The organism is Planctomycetota bacterium (genome assembly GCA_016125255.1).
GTDB lineage: Bacteria > Planctomycetota > Phycisphaerae > Phycisphaerales > Zrk34 > RI-421.
In genome coordinates this window covers 81,527-99,384 of record WGMD01000003.1, presented here as the reverse complement: position 1 = coordinate 99,384, position 17,858 = coordinate 81,527, and the positions used below count along the sequence as shown (strand labels likewise).

Here is a 17,858-nt window from a genome sequence, read left to right as displayed (position 1 = left end):
ATGATTGGGTCCGAAATGCGCATGAAGCTCAACAGCAAGGCCGGGCGACACGTGGCATGGGTGGAGGTCAATCCGTCCTCGCCGCCGGCGGTGGTGCACGCCAAAAATCCGCGCGGGCCGGAGGTCGAGTATTATCTGGACTGGGACCGCGCGATCGACGATGAGGGTCATCTTCGCAAATGCCCGGCGTGCGGGTGCGCTGATCTGTATCGCCGCAGCGCCTGCCCGCCGCTGACGGGGTTCATCTTCGTCCTGATCGTCGGGCTGATTTGTCTGGCGTTGTGGGGACTGGCGGACGCGCCGCTGGGCATGATCGTGGCGGCGTTGGCGGCGGTGGCGGTGGCGAATGTCGTCGTGATCGTCATCGCGCCGCGGCATCTGGTGTGTTATCGTTGCGGCAGTGCGTTCTATCAGACGCCGCTGTCGCGCGGGCACGTCGAATGGGACAGTGCCACGGCCGAGCGGTACGGCGAATCGAAGAATGAAGCCGCGGAGACCCCGGCGTGAGCCAGCAACCGTTGATCATCTACGGCGCCGGCGATCACGGGCGCGTCGTTGCGGACGCGGCGGCGGCGGCGGGATGGCACGTCCGCGGGTTTCTCGATGATCGCATCGCGACCGACACGACCATCGGGCCGTTCCGCGTGATCGGGTCGGGCGATCAGGTCGGCGAATTCGACGCACGGATCATCGTCGCCGTCGGCGACAATGCCGCGCGATGCCGCTGCGTCGCAGCCCTGCTCCATGCCGGTGCGAACATCACGTCGGTCGTGCATCCTTCCGCGCAGGTCAGCCCCAGCGCCGTGATCGAGGCGGGCGTGTTCATCGGCCCGCTGGCCGTCGTCAATGCAGAGTCCGTCATCGACGGCGGAGCGATCATCAACAGCGGTGCGATCGTCGAGCATCACAACCGCATCGGCTCCGCCACGCACGTCGCCCCCGGGGCCGTGCTGACCGGGCGATGCACGGTCGGGGCCCGCGCCCTGATCGGCGCCAGGGCCGTGCTGCTGCCGGGCCTCTGTGTCGGCGACGACGCCATCGTCGGCGCGGGCGCCGTGGTCACGAGCGACGTCCCCGCCGGCGCCACCGTCCGGGGCAACCCGGCCCGGGCGAAGTCGTAAACATCACATCAGATTCCTCAGCGTTCGGGCCGGTGCGCGATACCGGCGGCCGCGTCGTCGAACGTCTTCTTGATCGCCTCCAGATCGGCGGCGCGCTTGTTGAAGATCACAGCAATGTCGACGCCGTCGGGGCGCTGACGGAGCATCGAACACGTGCCGGGCATCGCGCCGAAAAAGGTGAAGTCGATGCGGGCGTCGCGCCGGCGGGGGAACCCATCGATCTGATACGCGGCGGCGAAACGCAGCAGATCGGGAGCGCTGGCGATCAGGCCGCCGTGCGCGTCCATCCGTTCGGTGTACAGCTTGAAATTACCGGTGAAATATGCCGGTTCATGCGGATCACGATCAGCGATCTCCGTATGGGCTAAAGCGAGCGTACTCATCATCAGCGGTGCGGCGACACGGGCCCGCATCGCCTCGATGTACGGCTGACCCGTCGCCTTCTCGATCACGCGGCCGAGCAGACAGTAGCCGAAATTCGAATAGGCGTACCGCTCGCCGGGGTCGAAATCGAGCGGCTGATCCATCATGTAACGGATGATGTCCGGGGCCGTCGGGGCGCGGTTGATGTGAAGCCGCTCCCGGATGGCCGCATCGTGAAACATCGGGTCAAACGACTTTTCACGATCCCATCCGCCGCGGTGTTCGAGCAGGTTCCTGATCGTAATCCGTGCCAGCCGGGGGTCGGGATGAGCATCGGGCGGCGGGTCGACAAGCAGGAGATCGAAGACGCGATCCTCAAGCTTGAGTTTGCCCTCGGCAATGAGTTGACGCACGCACGCCGCGGTCAACGGTTTGCACACGCTGGCGAGCCGCATGGGCGTCCCGGGCGTGACGGGGTGCAGCGGATTGCCGTCGAGCAGGCCGAATCCGCGCTGATAGATAATGACGCCATGACGCGACACGGCCAGCACGCCGGCCGGCAGGTCCGTGGTTCGCATCAGGTCCGTCATCGCACGATCGAATGTTTCGAGCCCCGCCACGGCCTCCCCGCTGATGGGGATCGACTGCGCGGGCGCGGCGTGGATGGTGACGAAAATCAGGCAAGCGCAACCAGCGGCGCGGAACATCATTTGGATTTGACGGGCGCTTCGCCGGACAAGCCGTCTTCACGGAAGGTCGCGCGAAGCTGCTGGGCGTGGTCCAGGAGCGTGTTCTCATCGGCGGGTTTGGCGGCGGTCATGTCGTAATGCCATTGAAGATCGACATGGGTATCGCCGCCGAACATCTCGGCGAAGAGGTCGGGGCCCGGCGCTTCCCACCAGGGAGCGTCGGCCTTGTGCGAAGTCGCGATCGTCTCGTAGCCGTCCTTGACGAGCCGGACGTCGTAGACGCCGTAGAACTTGAACGGCACGGTGACGGGGGTGCGGCCGACTTCGACGTCGTTGAGATAGGCGACGGCGCCGGGGGGGGTGGTCTGAAGCGTGATGGTGCGCTCGACACATCCGCCGATGCACGCGGCGGCGACGATCAGGCCGACTTTGACAATCGCTCGACTCATGGCGGGCATTGTACGACCGGGGCGCACCGCGTCAAAGTCCGTCGAGCGTCATCTGAAAGCGCATCGTCGGCACGATGATCCGGCGGGCGAATTCCGCCGACAGAACGCTCAAATGCCCGCCGCGATGTCCGTGCTCGCGCCATGCATGTTGATACTCGACCTGCGTGAGCCGATCGCTTTGGGAGCCGGGCCCGCGGAAGGCGGCAAAGCCGGCGCACGGACGATGCACGCCGTCCGCCGACCCGACGACGCTGGTGCCGACGCACAGATGAAACACATCGCGCTTCGAGAACAGATTGAACAGACTCGCCGTGTGCTCCATCGCCGGGCGAAGGTCATAGTCCCGACTCACCGCGGCGGCGAGCAGCCACGTCTGCGCGATGGGCATTTCGTTGAGCGCCTCGAGCAGGCGCAGCGCGACGGCCGCGCCGGTGGAGTGGCCAATTACGTATAGGCGCTCGCCGCGCCCGGCCCATTCGCCGGCGAGCCGCTTGCCGATCTCGCGATGCCGTTTCGCGTCCCGCAGATTGAGTACCTGCAAGACCCACGGCCAGCGCACCCAGTTCTCCGCATGGACCTGTTCGATGCCCGCTTCGCGGATCGCCTCACAGAACCGCACATCGCGGCGCAACATGCCGGCCATACCGGGCAGGTAAAGCACGGCGGCGGACTGCATGGCCTGCGCGGCCGGGGCGGGGGCGTTCATGGGGCGGTGGCCGACTCAGTGTTCTGAGCGACGGCGGGGCGGATGTAAAAATCATCGCGCTCGTCGGCGACGAAGCCGATGCGCTCCATCGACTGCCGCACATCGGGCTGGGCCATGTACGATTTCCAGATCAGCCCGCTGCGATGATTTTCGATGGCGATGACGGCGGCGCCGGCGTCGAGCGTCGTGATGCGCGGGCTGAACCAGCCGCGGTCGATGTTGAACGATTCGACGAGCCCGTACGCGCCGAAGACCTTGTCGCCGTATTTTTCGCGCAGATCGTCGAGCGCGGATTCCGTCAGATCGGGGCAGAACATGATGGCGGCGGCGGCGGCCCAGGGCGCGACGGTGCCATCGGTGTCATCGCGATCGTCGTGACGCCCGTAGGCGGTGTACCCATTGGGGCCGAGGCAGGCGCTCAGTCCCCAGATGTTCTTGTCGAACGTGCGGAAGGTCGCGCTGCGCTGGATGCAGTAGGCGCGGTCGATGCGGACGGCGTTGACGGAGGCGGTGAAGTAGTTGTAGCCGAGGGGATCGCGCTGGTTGCGGAAGTCGATGAACAGATGGCTGAATTCGTGGGTGAACAGGGGGCCGATGGCGAAGGTGGTCACGCCGTCGTAGGTGCTCGTCGGGCGGTCGAAGGCCTCCCAGCAGTCGGGGGGAACGGGATGCGTGGGCGAGCCGATGCCCAGTTGATAGAGCACCATGATTTCGCAGTACTGGTTGTATCGGTAGGGGCTGAACCCGTGCTCGTCGGTCCATGCGTGATTGAACGTGCGGGCGTGCGGCTTGGCGCCGCCGTCGGTGAGCATCCACGGAAAGTCGACGCGGTGATAGAGGTCGTCGGCGAGCGAGCGGACGTCGCCGTCGAAGTATTGACCGGCGACGAGCGCCCCGGCGACGAGCAGCGCGGTGTCCATCGACGAGACTTCGCTGGCCCCGGCGCGGGCGAGGGTATGCATGTCGATGAAGTGGTAGAGCCAGCCGTGCTGATGCGGAGCGGTTTCGAGGAGGTTCGTGAGCACCAGCTTGGCGCGCTGGCGGGCGTCGTCGAGTGGAACCCATCCCCGTTCGACGCCGATGGGCAGGGACGCGAGCATGAAGCCCACGCCGGCGATCGACGACCAACTGACGGGTTTGCCGGTTTTGAAATCGACCGCGTCGGCGACGAGTCCGGTGTCGGGGTCCGCGGTGTTCCAGAGCATCTGGAAGGAGCGCTGCTGAAGGAGGTCCGCTGTCGTGCTCGCGGGTTTCCCGGCGAGGCATGCCGCCGAGCTAAGCGTCACGAAAACAGGGATCAGCAGGGTGCGCAGGTTCAATCGAATTCGTCACCTTTGAAAGTCTGTCCTAAATAAACCTTTCGGACAAGTTCGTCATTCACTAAATCGCGAGGTGTGCCTTCACGCAGAACTTTCCCCTCATGAATGATATACGAGCGGTCGCACACTTCCAACGTCCGCTCCACGTTATGGTCCGTGATCAAAATGGCGATATTCTCCTCGTCGCGGAGTCGGCGGATTTCGATCTGAAGCTCCTCGACGGCCACCGGGTCGACGCCGCTGAACGGCTCATCGAGCAGGATCAGCGACGGCTCGGTGATGAGCGCGCGGGCGATCTCGAGTTTTCTGCGCTCTCCGCCGGATAATGTTCGCGCGTGCTGCGTGCGGAGTTTGGCGAGTCCGAACTGATTCATGAGCCGCTCGGCCGCCGCGCGCTGATCGCTGCGGCTCAAGGGGCGCGTTTCGAGAATCGCCAACAGATTCTGCTCGACGGTCAGGCGCTGGAACACGCTCGGGTCCTGTGAGAGGTAGCCCATGCCCAGCCGGGCCCGTTTGTACATCGGCAGGCGACTGACATCGTGACCTTCGAAGACGACCTGTCCGTCGTTGGGTGTGACCATGCCGATGGTCATGCGGAAGCTGGTGGTCTTGCCGGCCCCGTTGCGTCCGAGCAGGCCGACGATTTCGCCCTGGCGCACGAGAAACGAGACGCCGTCGACGACGGTGCGCCCGCCGTATTTCTTGATGAGGTTTTGAACTTTGAGAATGACCATGCGGGCGAGTTTATCCGTTTTGGGTCGACGATGCGGCGGCGCGGTCGGCTTGTCTGGCGAGCTGGGCAAGGCGCTGGTGGGCGATTTCATGATCGCCGATCTCGTCGAGCGCGGCGGCAAGCGCGTCGATCTGATTGACGAGTGGTTGATGCGGATCGATGGCGGCGAGCGCGGCGTCGCCTTCGCGCTCCATCTGCTGCTCGAACGCCTGCCGCAGGCGCGGGCCGTCGAGCACGAGCACTTCGACCATCAGCCCGCGCTGACGGGCGAGCCGGCGGATCGCCTGTGCATCGTCGGCACGGTAGGGCGGGTCGGTGAGCATGAGGCAGCCGATGCGATGTTCATCGAGGACCTGCGCGGCGGTGAGACGCTTGCCGGTCAGGACGAACACGCCGGCGTCCGCCGCGGTCTGGCGGCGCATGCGGCGTGCTTCCTGAAGCGGCATGAGAATGCGGGCGTAGCGATCGAAGTCGCCTGCGGCTCGGGCCAGCGCCAGCGCTTCGGTGCAGAGCTGTTCACAGGTCAGGTAGTCGGTGTCGACGAGCCGGCGGCTCGCTTCGTCCATGATCCGGTCGATGGGGTGCACGGACATGATCAGGACCTCGCGTGGCCGCGCACTTCGCGAATCCATTGGGCGAGAATGCCGATCATCTTCGCCCAGACATCGGCGGCTTCGTCCAGCTCGTAGCCGAGCGTGTCGGCGAGCCCGAGCCAGTCGCCGTCGAGCAGTTCGCTGCGGGCCTTGGTGAGCGTATCGATCAGGTCGTCGATGACTTCGGGGACGCTGCGCTTGTCGACGAGCAGGTCGTCGAGGGGGACGGCCAGAAGCTGGGCCACCTGCGTGATCGTCTGCTGGGCCTGCTGCCAGACGAGCAGGGACGAGCGCACGTGCTCGAGCGCCTTGCCGGTTTCGTCGGCCCGCAGGGCCTCGGCGGCGAGCGTCTGCGCTTCGCGGGCGCCGAGGAGGGCTTCGCCGACTTCGTCAAGCGTGGACAAACCCAACTCGACGGGATTGGCGGTGATGAACTGAAGCTCGTCGGCGCCGTTCAATGCTTTATCGAGGTGTTCCTGCTCGCGTTCGGTCAGGGGACGTCCGTCGACGCGGATCTCGACGATGAGCCGGCCGGAGGCGCGGAGGCGCTTTTGCGCCTCGGTGATGATCGCGCCGAGGTTCGATTGCGCGGTGGCGAAGATGTCGCTGTCGATGAAGACATCCATGAGGTGGACCCGAGGGAATCCGGCGAGCGGTCAGGGCGACGGATCAACCCTGTGCGGCTGCGCCGGCGATGATCTCGCTCAGCTCCGTGGTGATCTGCGCCTGGCGAGCGCGGTTGAAGCGGCGACGCAGCGTGCGGACCATCTTGCCGGCGTTGTCGGTGGCGGCCTTCATGGCGACCATACGGCTGATCTGTTCGCTGACGACCGAGTCGTTGAAACATTCAAAGAGCCGGCTCTTGACGGACATCGGCAAGAGCTCGCCCAGAAGCGTCGCGGGATCGGGGCTGAATTCATAGACGGGGCGGACGCCGGCGGCGGTCTGCTCCGCGGCGGCCTCGGGCTTGGCCAGCGGCAGAAGCTGAAGCACCTGCGGCGTCTGACGGGCATTGGAGACGAACTGCATGTAGATCACGCGCACCGCGTCGTATCCGCCGGCGATGTACGCGGCCATAAACTCCTCGGCCAGCGCTTCGACGTCTTCGTAGCTGGGCTTGTCGGTGAAGTGCGTATGTACCTTCGTGACGCTGCGGCCGGCGAAGCGGAAGAAGGCGGCGCCCTTTTTGCCGACGACGTGCAGGTCGGTCGGGGCCTCGCCGCGCTCGCGGAAGTACTGCGAGACGGTGCGGAGGACGTTGGCGTTGTAAGCGCCGCACAGGCCGCGGTTGGAGGTGATGACGAGGACGAGTTCGCGGCCGGTCTTTTCGGAGGGGGCGGCGAGCAGGGGATGCTCGGTTTCGCCATCGCCGGCGGCGGCCAGCTCGCCGACAATCTCGGCGAGTTTGCGGGTGTAGGGTTTGGTGGCCTGGGCGCGGCGGACGGCGGCCTGGAATTTAGCCGTGGCGATCATCTGCATCGTCTTGGTGATGCGCTGAATGTTCGCCACCGCCTTGATGCGCTTCTTGATTTCACGAGACTGGGCCATTTCGCATTCCTTGCTGGTCGGCCGGGTCGGGCCGTTTGAATCGCAGATGATAGCCCATGCGAAGCCCGGTTGCCAGTCGAGCGCGGGTCGAATCGGGGGATTGGGCGGCGGGGCGTAAGCCCAGTCCATGCAAGGACGCACGGGCATTGGTAGAATCCGCCCGGAGGTAACGCATCATGACGATCACACGCATTCTGGCCGCTGGACTTCTCGCGATGGGCCTTGTCGGCTGCTGCGATGGCACGAAGACCAGCCGGACGATCAACGTCCCCTCCCCCGCGCCGGTGAGTCTCTTCGACGGCAAAACGCTCGGGCAATGGAAGTCGACCCAGTTCGGCGGCGAGGGCGAGGTGCATGTCGAAGACGGTTGCCTGATCCTGCCCTACGGCAATCCGATGACCGGCGTGACATGGACCGGGCCGATCCCCGCCAAGATCAACTACGAGATCACGCTCGATGCCAAACGCGTCGACGGGTCCGACTTCTTCTGCGCCCTGACGTTCCCGGTGAATGACGACCCGTGCTCGCTGATCGTCGGCGGATGGGGCGGGGGCACCGTCGGGCTTTCGAGTCTCAACGGCCTCGACGCTTCCGAAAACGAAACCTCAAGCTGGCAGTCCTTCCAGAGTGATCGCTGGTATCACATCCGGCTGCGCGTCGAAAAACATCGCATCGCCGCTTGGATCGATGACAAGCAGGTCGTCAACGTCGACACGACCGACAAGAAGATCGGCATCCGCATTGAAGTCGACCTGTCGCGCCCGCTGGGCATCGCGACGTACACGACGACCGGCGCCATCAAAAATATCCAGTTCAAGCCGTTTTGATCCGGCCCGTTTAGCGACGCCGCTCGCGGCGTGCTTTTTGTCGGGCGTCAACGCAACCCGACGGCGCAGCCCTTGCCCGCGCCCTTGGCCGCATAGAGATTTTCGTCGGCGATTTCCATCAGATGGGCGCCGTTCTTGGCCATGTCGCGCCCCAGGGAGGCGATCCCGATCGACAGACTCACGCTCATGTCCCGCGGCAGCACGGTCCGCATCTGCTGCGCGAAAAGGGCCGGCAACTGCTCGACGAAATGATGCACCTGATCCGGCCCGGCGCCGGGCATGAGCACGAGGAACTCGTCGCCGCCGAGTCGGATGGCGTAGTCTTCGCGCCGGACATGGGCGCGGATCAACTGTGCGACGAAGGTCAGAAGCTGATCGCCGATGGCGTGGCCCAGGCGATCATTGACGAGCTTGAAGTTGTCCATGTCGATGAGCAGGCAAGTCACATCCGTGTGCGCCTCGCGACAGGTCTTGATCAGCGATTCGAGGTTAGCGTCCAGGAACCGGCGATTGCCCAGCTCGGTGAGCGGGTCGCGCATCGCCATTTGCTGAAGCTGCTGCGTGGCGGCGCGCGTGGACTTCTCGACGCGATGATCGATGGTGCGGCGAAGCTGATTGACCTCGGCAAGCTCGCGATACGCCTGCACGGACAGTTCGTGAACGAGCTGCGCCAGGTCGCCGACTTCATCGCGGCGGTCCAACGGCAGGCGGTTGGCACGCGGCGGGCGCTGCATGCGGCGGGAACGACGGACGGTGCCGATCAGGTCTTCGACCGGCGTGCTGATGGTGCGATGGGCCAGATGAACGATCGCCGCGCCGACGACGCCCAGCCCCGCAAGCAGCGGCCAGATGCGGTGCCCCAGCTCCGCTTCGATCACGCCGACGAGGCACCCGCCCGCCAGCGCCAGCAATATGATCAGCACGAGTTTGAGCCGCATTGGCGCATCGCGCCACGCCGAGGCCCCCGTCTGCTTGACAGGACCCGTCGCAACCTCACCCGGCTCAACCGATTGCAGGGTCGATCGACTCACACCAAAAATATCGGGCGAATCAAAGGACGAGTTGTGTCAACGCCAAGATCCCGCCGCGGATTTTCACGCAGGGCCGAATCGGCGTTCCGAATCGGATAACACGTGATTGGACGTTGCGGCGAAGGGTCACGTACAATCGAAGCACAAGGAGCACGCCATGCGTACACGTCACCTCTGTGCCGTCCTGGGAATCTGGGTCATTGCCTCCGTCGCCGTCGCCGCCGACTGGCCTCAGTTTCAGGGCCCCGATCGCACAGGCGTCTCGGCGGAAAAGGACATCGCCTCGACCTGGCCGCAGGGAGGCCCGCCGGTCAAGTGGACGCTCGACGTCGGGCAGGGCTTCGGCGGGGCGGCGATCAGCAACGGCCAAGTCATCTTCCTGGACCGCGGCGAGGACAATACCGACATCCTCCGCGTGCTGGACCTCAAAAGCGGCAAGGAGCAGTGGCGCTTCGCCTACGAAGCCAAGGGCCAGCTCAGCCATCCCGGCTCGCGCTCCGTCCCGACCGTCGAGGGCGACATGATCTATACCGTCGGCGGGTTCGGCGACGTCTACTGCGTCGATCGCAAATCGCACAAGCCCGTCTGGAACATGAACCTCAACAAGGCGTACACCGAAGCGCCGCTCAAGTGGGGCTTCGCACAGTCGCCATTGATCTATAAGGACACCCTCATTGTCTCGCCCGCCTCCGAGAAAAGCCCGGCTCTTGTCGCGCTCGACAAGAAGACCGGCAAAATGAAATGGGAAGCTGAAAACTACGGCGGCGACTACTACACCTCGCCAATGCTCGAAACCGTCAACGGCGTCCAGGGCATCCTGATGCTCTTCTCCGACAAGATGCTCCTGTTCGTCGAGCCCGCGACCGGCAAAACCATCTGGAAGTACGACGGCTACAAGGTCAGTTGGGCCATCCCCGCGCCCGTCGTCATGCCCGATGGTCATCACATCTTCATCACCGGCGGATACGACGCCGGCTCCGTCATGATCGACGTCAAAAAGAACGGCGATGACTACCAGATCAGCGAGCAGTTCCGTCTCCCCGATGGCTCGCAGATCCACCGCCCGATTCTCTACAAGGATCACCTCTACGCCAACATCAATACCAACACCACACTCAAACGCGACAACATGAAAAACGGCGGCGTCGCCTGCATCGATCCCGCCGCCGGGAAAATCGTCTGGCGCAGCGGCGAAAACCCCAACTTCGATCGCGGCAACGTCATCCTCGTCGATAACAAGCTCATCATCCTTGACGGACAGAACGGCCAAATCGCCATGGCCGTCCCCGCCCCCGACAAATACACCGAGATCGCGCGGGCGAAGGTGTTCGACCTGAAACGCGATCGGGGTAATGACATCTGGGCCCCGATGGCGCTGACGGACGGACTGCTGGTCGTGCGCAGCCAGTCGCAGATGAAGTGCCTGGACATCCGCAGCGGATCGACCGCCAGCGCCGAGTGATTGGCGATCCCGCGCGTTTGCCTTATCCTGCGGCGATGAAATTCGCGCTCTGCAATGAGACCTATCAACAGTGGCCTTTCGATCGCACCTGCGACGACATCGCCGCCGCGGGCTACGACGCCGTCGAAATCGCGCCGTTTACGCTTCGTGAAGACCCCGGCACGCTGAGGGAGTCGGATGCGAAATCCGCCGGCGACACCGCCCGCGCCGCCGGGCTTCAAGTCGTCGGTCTGCACTGGCTTTTGGTGCGCCCCAAGGGCGAGGCGTTGCATTTGACCACCGATGACGCGGCAGTGCGGCAGCGCACCGTGGCGTATGCGCAGCATCTCGTGCGACTCTGCGCCGCGGCGGGGGGGCGCATCATGGTCTGGGGCTCCCCCAAGCAGCGCAACATTGCCGAGGGCCAGTCGTATGACGACGCCTTTCGTCACGCCGCCGACGCGATGCGGAACATCGCGGAGGTGGCGGAGCCGCTCGGCGTCGTCATCGCGCTGGAACCCTTGGCGCGGAAGGAGACGAACTTCCTGACGACCGCCGCCGAGACGATCAAGCTCATCGACGCGGTGGGCAGCCCGTCCGTGCAGCTTCATCTGGATGTCAAGGCGATGAGCGACGAGCCGAGGCCCATCCCGCAGATCATCGAAGCGTCCAAGGCCCACACCGTCCATTTCCACGCCAACGACCCCAACCTCCGCGGCCCCGGGCAGGGCGACGTCGATCACACCCCCATCGCCGCCGCCCTCAAAAAATCCGGCTACACCGGCTACGTCAGCGTCGAAGTCTTCGACTACACCCCCGACGCCCCAACGATCGCGCGACAGAGCATCGATTATCTACGACGCGTCTACGGCGCATAAAAAACCGGGGGCACTGAAGTGCCCCCGGCCCAATTGAATTCACTCAAATCGGAGTCAGCCCTTGGACCAGGTCGTCGCGCCGTAGACGGCGGTTTCGGCGAGGTCGTCGGCGATGCGGAGGAGCTGGTTGTATTTGGCGTTGCGGTCGGAGCGGCAGGGGGCGCCGGTCTTGATCTGTCCGCAGTTGGTGGCCACGGCGATGTCGGCGATGGTCGCATCCTCCGATTCACCGGAGCGGTGGCTGAGCACGGCGGAGTAGCCGTTGCGCATCGCCAGGTTCACGGCGTCGAACGTCTCGGAGAGCGTGCCGATCTGGTTGACCTTCACGAGGATCGAATTGGCGGTCTTCGTGTCGATGCCCTTCTTGAGGAACTTGGCATTGGTGACGAACAGGTCGTCGCCGACGAGCTGGACTTTGCCGCCGAGCTTGTCGGTGAGCAGCTTCCAGCCGTCCCAGTCGTTCTCGGCGAGCCCGTCTTCGAGCGAGCGGATCGGATACTTGCTGCACCACTCGGCCCAGTAGTCGACCATCTCGGCGCTGGAGACGATCTTCTTGGGGTTGGACTTGAAGAACTTGTAGCCCTTCTTTTCCTTGTCCCACATTTCGCTCGTCGCCGGGTCGAGTGCGACGAAGACCTGCTTGCCGAAGTCATACCCGGCCTTCTCGACGGCTTCGGCGATGACCTTCAGGGCGTCCTCGTTGTCCTTGAGGTTGGGGGCGAAGCCGCCTTCGTCGCCGACGGCCGTGGACATGTCGCGATCGTGCAGCACGCCCTTGAGTGTGTGATAGATCTCCACGCCGCAGCGGAGGGCTTCCTCGAAGTTGTCGAAGCCCCAGGGCTGAATCATGAATTCCTGGAAGTCGACGTTGTTGTCGGCGTGCTTGCCGCCGTTCAAGATGTTCATCATCGGCACGGGCAGCACCTTCGCGCCGGTCCCGCCCAGGTAACGGTAGAGGGGCAGGCCCATGCCGTCCGCCGCCGCGCGGGCGACGGCCATCGACACGCCGAGGATGGCGTTGGCGCCGAGCTTCTTCTTGTTGGGCGTGCCGTCGAGCTCGATCATGAGCTTGTCGATCGCTTCCTGCTCGCGGGCGTCGATGCCGACGAGTTCGGGGGCGATGAGGGTGTTGACGTTCTTGACGGCCTTGCCGACGGCCTTGCCGACCCACTTCTTTCCGCCGTCGCGCAGCTCGCACGCTTCGTGTTCGCCGGTCGAAGCGCCGCTGGGCACGATCGCGCGGCCGACCGCGCCGCCGGTCAGGTAACATTCGACTTCAACGGTCGGGTTGCCGCGGCTGTCGAGCACCTGCCGTCCGTAGATCAGTTCGATATCAAAACTCATGGCGATGGCCTTTCATGTGTATTGGGAGATTGCCAATCAAGCCGGTGATTTTACAGATGGACCGGTCGGTGGCAAGTCGCCGGGCGGGACGGGTGGCGAAACGGGCGCGAATCTGGCACAATGCCGCATTCACCGCGGAAAACACCGCAAAACGACGAGGTTTGACGATGATGCGCCGATTTGTCTGGATCATGTTGATGGCGGGCGTGCTGGGCGGCTGCGACAAGGTCAAGGTGTCGGACGATTCGGTCGCCGGGTTGTCGGAGTCGCAGGTCGCTTCGTTGATCGGGCAGGAGCAGGTGGTGATCATCGATGTACGGAAGGCCGACGCCTACGCCGCCGGTCATCTGCCCGGCGCGATCAATATTTTCCTGCCGAACCTCCGCGCCAAGGACGAGCGGCTCGCGTCGGCCAAACAGATCGTCGTCTATGCAGGCGGATGGACGGACCCGTTGGGTACGGCGGGGGCCAAGTCGATGATGGCCAAGGGCTATTCCAACGTCTACGAATTCCGCGGCGGACTGGAAGTCTGGAAGTCGGCCGGTCACGAGGTCGTCACATCCGTCAAGCCCACACAGACGCGACCGGAGACGGAAGGAAAGTAGCGCCTACCCCTCGTGCGGTTTCCACGGCACATCGTCCACGCCGGCGAGTTGATTCGCCCGGCGGGCTATCACAAACAGCAGATCGCTGAGGCGATTCATGTAGCGGACGATCACCGGGTCGACGGTTTCATGTTGCGCGAGGGTGACGATGTGGCGCTCGGCGAGGCGGCACGCGGTTCGGGCAATATGGAGCCGGGCCGCCGCTTCGCATCCGCCGGGGAGAATGAAATGTTTCATCGGCGGCAGGTGACTGGTTAAATCATCGATCGCCGCTTCGAGCGCTTCGACCTGCGCCTCGGTGACGCGCGGGATGTGATCATTCATCGCTTCCGGCGGCGTGCACAGATTAGCGCCGACATCGAAAAGCCGCGGCTGGATTCGGTCGATGAGCCGGGCGAGTTCCGACGCATCGCAGGCGCATCGGGCGAGGCCCAAGGCGCTGTTGAGTTCATCGACGGAGCCATACGCGGCGACACGCAGGTCATCCTTCAAAACGCGCTTGCCGCCGAAGAGTCCGGTCGATCCGTCGTCGCCGTGTTTGGTGTAGATTTTCATATGCCGCCTTTGAGCGGCGGGCCGTCAAAGGGCTTTTTTGCGGGGGATTTTTGCGGGGGCGTCGGCGATGCGGACGCGCCGGGGGCGTCGGTGACGTCGCCCAGCGGATCGGGCCGGTAGATGCGCGTGCCCAAAGCCCAGACTTTTTCGGTGAACGCGCCGCCGAGTTCTTCGCTCCTGGAGGCGGGGCCGCGACCGGCGTCGATGGCCATCTGCGTTTTGGCGTCGACGTTGTCGAGCAGACTGACCATGATGGCTTCGGGCGTGGCGGGGATTTTGAGGGCGCCGAATTCGGGGACGCCGTGGTGCGAGAGGATGATGTGCTCAAGGACGCGGACGAGTTCGGGGGAAAGCTCGACGCCGGCGGCGCGCGTGGCGGCGACTTTGTCGTTGAGCCAGACCAGTCCGCGGGCGATGTGGCCGACGAGCTGGCCGTCATCGCTGTAGGCGAAGCCCGTCTGCCAGGTCAGCTCGTCGCACTTGCCAAGATCGTGCAGGAACAGGCCCATCATCACGATGTCGCGATTGAGCTTGGGATAGAGCGGCATGACCGCGTCGGCGAGCTTCATCAACGCCAGCGTGTGCTCGAGCAGCCCGCCGAGGTACGCATGATGAAGCTGCATCGCCGCCGGCGCCTGCCGAAACCGCTCCATCAGCGGCTTGTCATTGAGGTACGTCCGCGCCAGCGCTTTGAGCGCCTCGCTCTTCATCGAATCGATGAGCCGGCCCACATGCGCGAACATCTCGTCGACATCCTTCGTCGTCGACGGCAGCAGATCGAGCAGTTCCTCCGGCTTGGGCTCCACCACGCGCAGATGCTGAACGATGATCTGAAGCTCGCCCTGAAACGCCTGCGTCTGGCCTTCGATGAAGACGAACCCGTCCGTCGGCAGCGACTGCACGAAGTCCTCGGTCACGCTCCACATCCGCCCCGGCGTGCGGCCGGATCGGTCCTGAAGCAGACATTTCAAATACGGCTTGCCGTTCTTGGTCAGCCCAAGCTGGCAGTTCTGCATGGTGAACACGCCCTCGATCAACTGATTGGGCGCCATGTCGATGATGTAAACGCGTCGGGGCATATCGCTCGCTTTCTGCCGTGGAAAATCGTCATCGTACACGCGGACGGGCCGCGATGTCCAACCAGTCGTTCATGTCAACGGCTTCGAGAATCGCCGCCGGAATTTCGCCGTTTGCCGCCGCGACGTCTTCGCACGCCGGCACGGTAGCGAGAATCGTCGTGCGGTTCTGCTTCACGAGCTGCGCGGGGTTGGTCATCTGGGCGTCGTCGGTCGTGTCCGGGTCATAGCGGTTGAGCACCAGCCCGGCGAGCCGCAGGCCGGCGGAACGGATCGCGGCGCAGGTCAGCGCGGTGTGATTGAGCGTGCCGAGTTTCGTGTGCGTCACCACGACGACCGGATAGTCGAAACGCTTCGCCAGATCGAGGACGGAATGGGCGTCATCGAGCGGCACCATCAGCCCGCCGACGCCTTCGACGAGCATCACGTCGTGCGCTTCATCGAGCCGGCACATCGCATGGTCGATCATCGCCATATCCACCGGATGCCCGGTCTTCTGGGCGGCGGTCGAAGGAGCGAGCGGGGCGTGATAGCGCACGGGGTTGATGATGTCCAGCGCCATGCGGCAGTCGGCGAAGTGGGCGAGCGCTTCGGCGTCATCGCTGACCAGTCCCTCGCGTTCGTGCCGACAGCCCGAGGCGATCGGCTTGCATACGCCGACCTTCGAGACCCGTCGGCGCAGCGACGCGGCGATGGCGCACGTGATGACGGTCTTGCCGATGTCGGTGTCGACGGCGGTGATGAAAAGACCGGGCTTTTGCAGGGGTGGTAATTTCAAATTGCCCATTGAGAATTGCAAATTGCGAATTTTCAATGGGCAATTTGCAATTCTCAATTCCTTTCATGCCTGTTCACGATGGCGTTTGAGCGCGGCCGGGATGAGCAAAACAAGATCGCGCACGGTCATGCCCGCCGGGCCATGTTCCTGCGCCCATAGATCCGCCGCGAGCCCGTGCAGATACACGCCCAACACGCTCGCCTCGAACAGCCCCATGCCCTGCGCGATCAGCGAAGCGATCATGCCCGTGAGCACATCGCCGCTGCCAGCGGTCGCCAGCGCGGGATTGCCCGTCTGATTGACGTACTGCCGCGCGCCATCGGTCACGACCGTCTGATGACCTTTGAGCACGACGACCGCGTGGTAATACTCCGCCAGCGCTCGGGCGGCATATGGCCGCTCGCTCGGTTTGGTCGGGTCCAGTTCGATGTTCGCCGGGCGAGCGAGCCGGGCGAACTCGCCGGGGTGCGGCGTGAGCACCAGCGGGCAGTGATGCTTGTGCACGCGATCGGCGATGCGCGAAAGATTGTTGAGCCCGCCGGCGTCGAGCACAGTGGTGAACTCGTGCTTGAGCAGAATGTCGATGCCGCGCTCCGACACGGGATTCTCGGGCATGCCCGGCCCGACGGCGAGCACGGTCAGCGGCTTGAGCTGCTCGAAGGATTTCTGCACCGCGTTGGGATCATCCAGATGCGGCGCGGCGATGCCCGTCGCGCCCGGCTCGATGACCAGGCAGTGCGGCAGGGCGTTGGGGTGCGTCATGATCTTGACGAGCCCCGTGCCGGTCCGCAGCGCCGCGGCGGCGGTCATGGCGGGCGCGCCGATCATCAGCGGCGATCCGCCGATCACGACGACGGTGCCGAACGTGCCCTTGTGTGCGTCGGCGGGGCGGTCGGGCGCGGGGCTGGGAACGACGGCGGCTTGTGCGTTCATGAGGCGGCATCCTCGGGGGGCTTGGACTGACGGGCGATCAAGGTGGCGATATACCCGGCTCCGAATCCGTTGTCGATATTGACGACGCTCACGCCGGCGGCGCAGCTGGTGAGCATCCCCATCAGCGCCGTCACGCCGCCCAGCGCCGCGCCGTACCCGACGCTCGTCGGCACGGCGATGACCGGCACGCTGACGAATCCGCCGACGACGCTCGGCAGGGCGCCTTCCATCCCCGCGATGCAGATCACGACCGGGGCGTCGCGGATTTCATCGAGCCGCGCGACCAGCCGGCCGATCCCGGCGACGCCGACGTCGTTGATGCGATGCACCGGCCGGCCCATCGCGCGGCAGGTCAGCGCCGCTTCCTCGGCGACGGCTTCGTCGCTCGTGCCGGCGGTGATGATCGGCACGGCGATGCCCTTCAATTCCGGCGGCAGCCCCACGAGAATCGTCCGACGCCGCGAGCCGATCACGATCTGATGAAACGCCGCTTCAAGCGCCGCGGCCGTGGGTTCGTCGGCGCGCGTGATGAGCGCGTAGCCCGATTTTGTCGTCAGCGACTGTGCGATGCTCACGACCTGCTGCGGCGTCTTGCCGGCGGCGAAGATCACCTCCGGCACGCCGCAGCGGCGATGACGATGATGATCGAGCGTGGCGAAACCCAGCGGCTCGTGCGACAGCGCGTCCAGTCGTGCGTGCGCTTCGTCGACGTTCAGCTTCCCGGCCGCCACCGCCTTGAGAATGTCGTTGATCGCGTCGCTCATGGTGATGCCATTGTATGAGTATTTATCCTGTATGACAGTCTGATGGCACCACGCACCGTCCGTGCATGCCGATGTCCATATCAGAGTGCGACCGCCCGCTTGGGA

Annotated in this window: 21 protein-coding genes; 6 read left to right on the top strand and 15 right to left on the bottom strand. The window is 64.6% G+C overall.

Going from position 1 to position 17,858, the window contains the following annotated elements:
- Positions 1–21: 21 nt before the first annotated feature.
- Entirely contained in the window at positions 22–507 is a 486-nt protein-coding gene (locus GC162_05775) for a hypothetical protein (protein MBI1368146.1), read from the top strand.
- A complete protein-coding gene (locus tag GC162_05770) occupies positions 504–1,121 on the top strand; it encodes an acetyltransferase (GenBank protein ID MBI1368145.1) in 618 nt (205 codons plus the stop codon). The genes GC162_05775 and GC162_05770 overlap by 4 nt, the downstream gene beginning before the upstream one ends.
- A gap of 17 nt (positions 1,122–1,138) precedes the next feature.
- Here GC162_05770 and GC162_05765 read toward each other — a convergent pair whose 3' ends face one another.
- Genes GC162_05765 through atpG form a run of 8 tightly spaced genes read right to left on the bottom strand, consistent with a single transcriptional unit; the run spans position 1,139 to position 7,521 of the window.
- Positions 1,139–2,194 (bottom strand): serine hydrolase, encoded by a 1,056-nt coding sequence (locus tag GC162_05765; GenBank protein MBI1368144.1) that lies wholly within the window; start codon positions 2,192–2,194, stop codon positions 1,139–1,141.
- Positions 2,191–2,631: a PEGA domain-containing protein gene (locus GC162_05760; GenBank protein ID MBI1368143.1), complete on the bottom strand. Its 441-nt coding sequence runs from the start codon at positions 2,629–2,631 to the stop codon at positions 2,191–2,193. Before GC162_05760 ends, GC162_05765 begins: the two co-directional genes overlap by 4 nt.
- Positions 2,632–2,653: 22 nt before the next feature.
- A complete protein-coding gene (locus GC162_05755) occupies positions 2,654–3,328 on the bottom strand; it encodes a hypothetical protein (GenBank protein ID MBI1368142.1) in 675 nt (224 codons plus the stop codon).
- The gene (locus GC162_05750) at positions 3,325–4,647 is read right to left on the bottom strand and encodes a hypothetical protein (GenBank protein ID MBI1368141.1); all 1,323 of its coding nucleotides are present in this window, start codon (positions 4,645–4,647) and stop codon (positions 3,325–3,327) included. Before GC162_05750 ends, GC162_05755 begins: the two co-directional genes overlap by 4 nt.
- Complete coding sequence (gene lptB / locus GC162_05745) at positions 4,644–5,381, bottom strand: LPS export ABC transporter ATP-binding protein (GenBank protein ID MBI1368140.1); 738 nt, start codon at positions 5,379–5,381, stop codon at positions 4,644–4,646. Before lptB ends, GC162_05750 begins: the two co-directional genes overlap by 4 nt.
- Positions 5,382–5,391: 10 nt before the next feature.
- Positions 5,392–5,973, bottom strand: a complete 582-nt coding sequence (locus GC162_05740; GenBank protein ID MBI1368139.1) for a hypothetical protein — start codon at positions 5,971–5,973, stop codon at positions 5,392–5,394.
- Between the two features lie 2 nt (positions 5,974–5,975).
- Entirely contained in the window at positions 5,976–6,599 is a 624-nt protein-coding gene (locus GC162_05735) for a hypothetical protein (GenBank protein MBI1368138.1), read from the bottom strand.
- A 43-nt stretch (positions 6,600–6,642) separates the two neighbouring features.
- Positions 6,643–7,521 carry an ATP synthase F1 subunit gamma gene (gene atpG, locus GC162_05730; GenBank protein ID MBI1368137.1) on the bottom strand — a complete coding sequence of 293 codons (879 nt, stop codon included), beginning with the start codon at positions 7,519–7,521 and terminating at the stop codon, positions 6,643–6,645.
- A gap of 176 nt (positions 7,522–7,697) precedes the next feature.
- Here atpG and GC162_05725 point away from each other — a divergent pair, with 176 nt between their 5' ends.
- On the top strand, positions 7,698–8,348 hold the full coding sequence (locus GC162_05725) for a DUF1080 domain-containing protein (GenBank protein MBI1368136.1): 651 nt from the start codon (positions 7,698–7,700) through the stop codon (positions 8,346–8,348).
- A 47-nt stretch (positions 8,349–8,395) separates the two neighbouring features.
- On the opposite strand, the gene GC162_05720 is transcribed toward GC162_05725, so the two are convergent.
- Positions 8,396–9,286 carry a diguanylate cyclase gene (locus GC162_05720; GenBank protein ID MBI1368135.1) on the bottom strand — a complete coding sequence of 297 codons (891 nt, stop codon included), beginning with the start codon at positions 9,284–9,286 and terminating at the stop codon, positions 8,396–8,398.
- Between the two features lie 250 nt (positions 9,287–9,536).
- On the opposite strand from GC162_05720, the gene GC162_05715 reads away from it, so the two are divergent.
- Positions 9,537–10,841, top strand: a complete 1,305-nt coding sequence (locus tag GC162_05715) for a PQQ-binding-like beta-propeller repeat protein (GenBank protein MBI1368134.1) — start codon at positions 9,537–9,539, stop codon at positions 10,839–10,841.
- 35 nt (positions 10,842–10,876) lie between these two features.
- The gene (locus tag GC162_05710) at positions 10,877–11,698 is read left to right on the top strand and encodes a TIM barrel protein (GenBank protein ID MBI1368133.1); all 822 of its coding nucleotides are present in this window, start codon (positions 10,877–10,879) and stop codon (positions 11,696–11,698) included.
- A gap of 54 nt (positions 11,699–11,752) precedes the next feature.
- Here GC162_05710 and GC162_05705 read toward each other — a convergent pair whose 3' ends face one another.
- Positions 11,753–13,042: a phosphopyruvate hydratase gene (locus tag GC162_05705; protein ID MBI1368132.1), complete on the bottom strand. Its 1,290-nt coding sequence runs from the start codon at positions 13,040–13,042 to the stop codon at positions 11,753–11,755.
- Between the two features lie 14 nt (positions 13,043–13,056).
- On the opposite strand from GC162_05705, the gene GC162_05700 reads away from it, so the two are divergent.
- Positions 13,057–13,647 (top strand): hypothetical protein, encoded by a 591-nt coding sequence (locus tag GC162_05700; GenBank protein ID MBI1368131.1) that lies wholly within the window; start codon positions 13,057–13,059, stop codon positions 13,645–13,647.
- A 3-nt stretch (positions 13,648–13,650) separates the two neighbouring features.
- Here GC162_05700 and GC162_05695 read toward each other — a convergent pair whose 3' ends face one another.
- The 5 genes from GC162_05695 to larB are packed head-to-tail and all read right to left on the bottom strand — an operon-like array spanning position 13,651 to position 17,753.
- Positions 13,651–14,202, bottom strand: coding sequence for a cob(I)yrinic acid a,c-diamide adenosyltransferase (locus tag GC162_05695; protein MBI1368130.1), 552 nt, complete (start codon positions 14,200–14,202; stop codon positions 13,651–13,653).
- A complete protein-coding gene (locus tag GC162_05690) occupies positions 14,199–15,281 on the bottom strand; it encodes an HD domain-containing protein (GenBank protein MBI1368129.1) in 1,083 nt (360 codons plus the stop codon). Before GC162_05690 ends, GC162_05695 begins: the two co-directional genes overlap by 4 nt.
- Positions 15,282–15,309: 28 nt before the next feature.
- Entirely contained in the window at positions 15,310–16,065 is a 756-nt protein-coding gene (bioD, locus tag GC162_05685) for a dethiobiotin synthase (GenBank protein MBI1368128.1), read from the bottom strand.
- 54 nt (positions 16,066–16,119) lie between these two features.
- Positions 16,120–16,989 carry an NAD(P)H-hydrate dehydratase gene (locus GC162_05680; GenBank protein ID MBI1368127.1) on the bottom strand — a complete coding sequence of 290 codons (870 nt, stop codon included), beginning with the start codon at positions 16,987–16,989 and terminating at the stop codon, positions 16,120–16,122.
- Positions 16,986–17,753 carry a nickel pincer cofactor biosynthesis protein LarB gene (gene larB, locus GC162_05675; protein ID MBI1368126.1) on the bottom strand — a complete coding sequence of 256 codons (768 nt, stop codon included), beginning with the start codon at positions 17,751–17,753 and terminating at the stop codon, positions 16,986–16,988. Before larB ends, GC162_05680 begins: the two co-directional genes overlap by 4 nt.
- Positions 17,754–17,858: the final 105 nt, after the last annotated feature.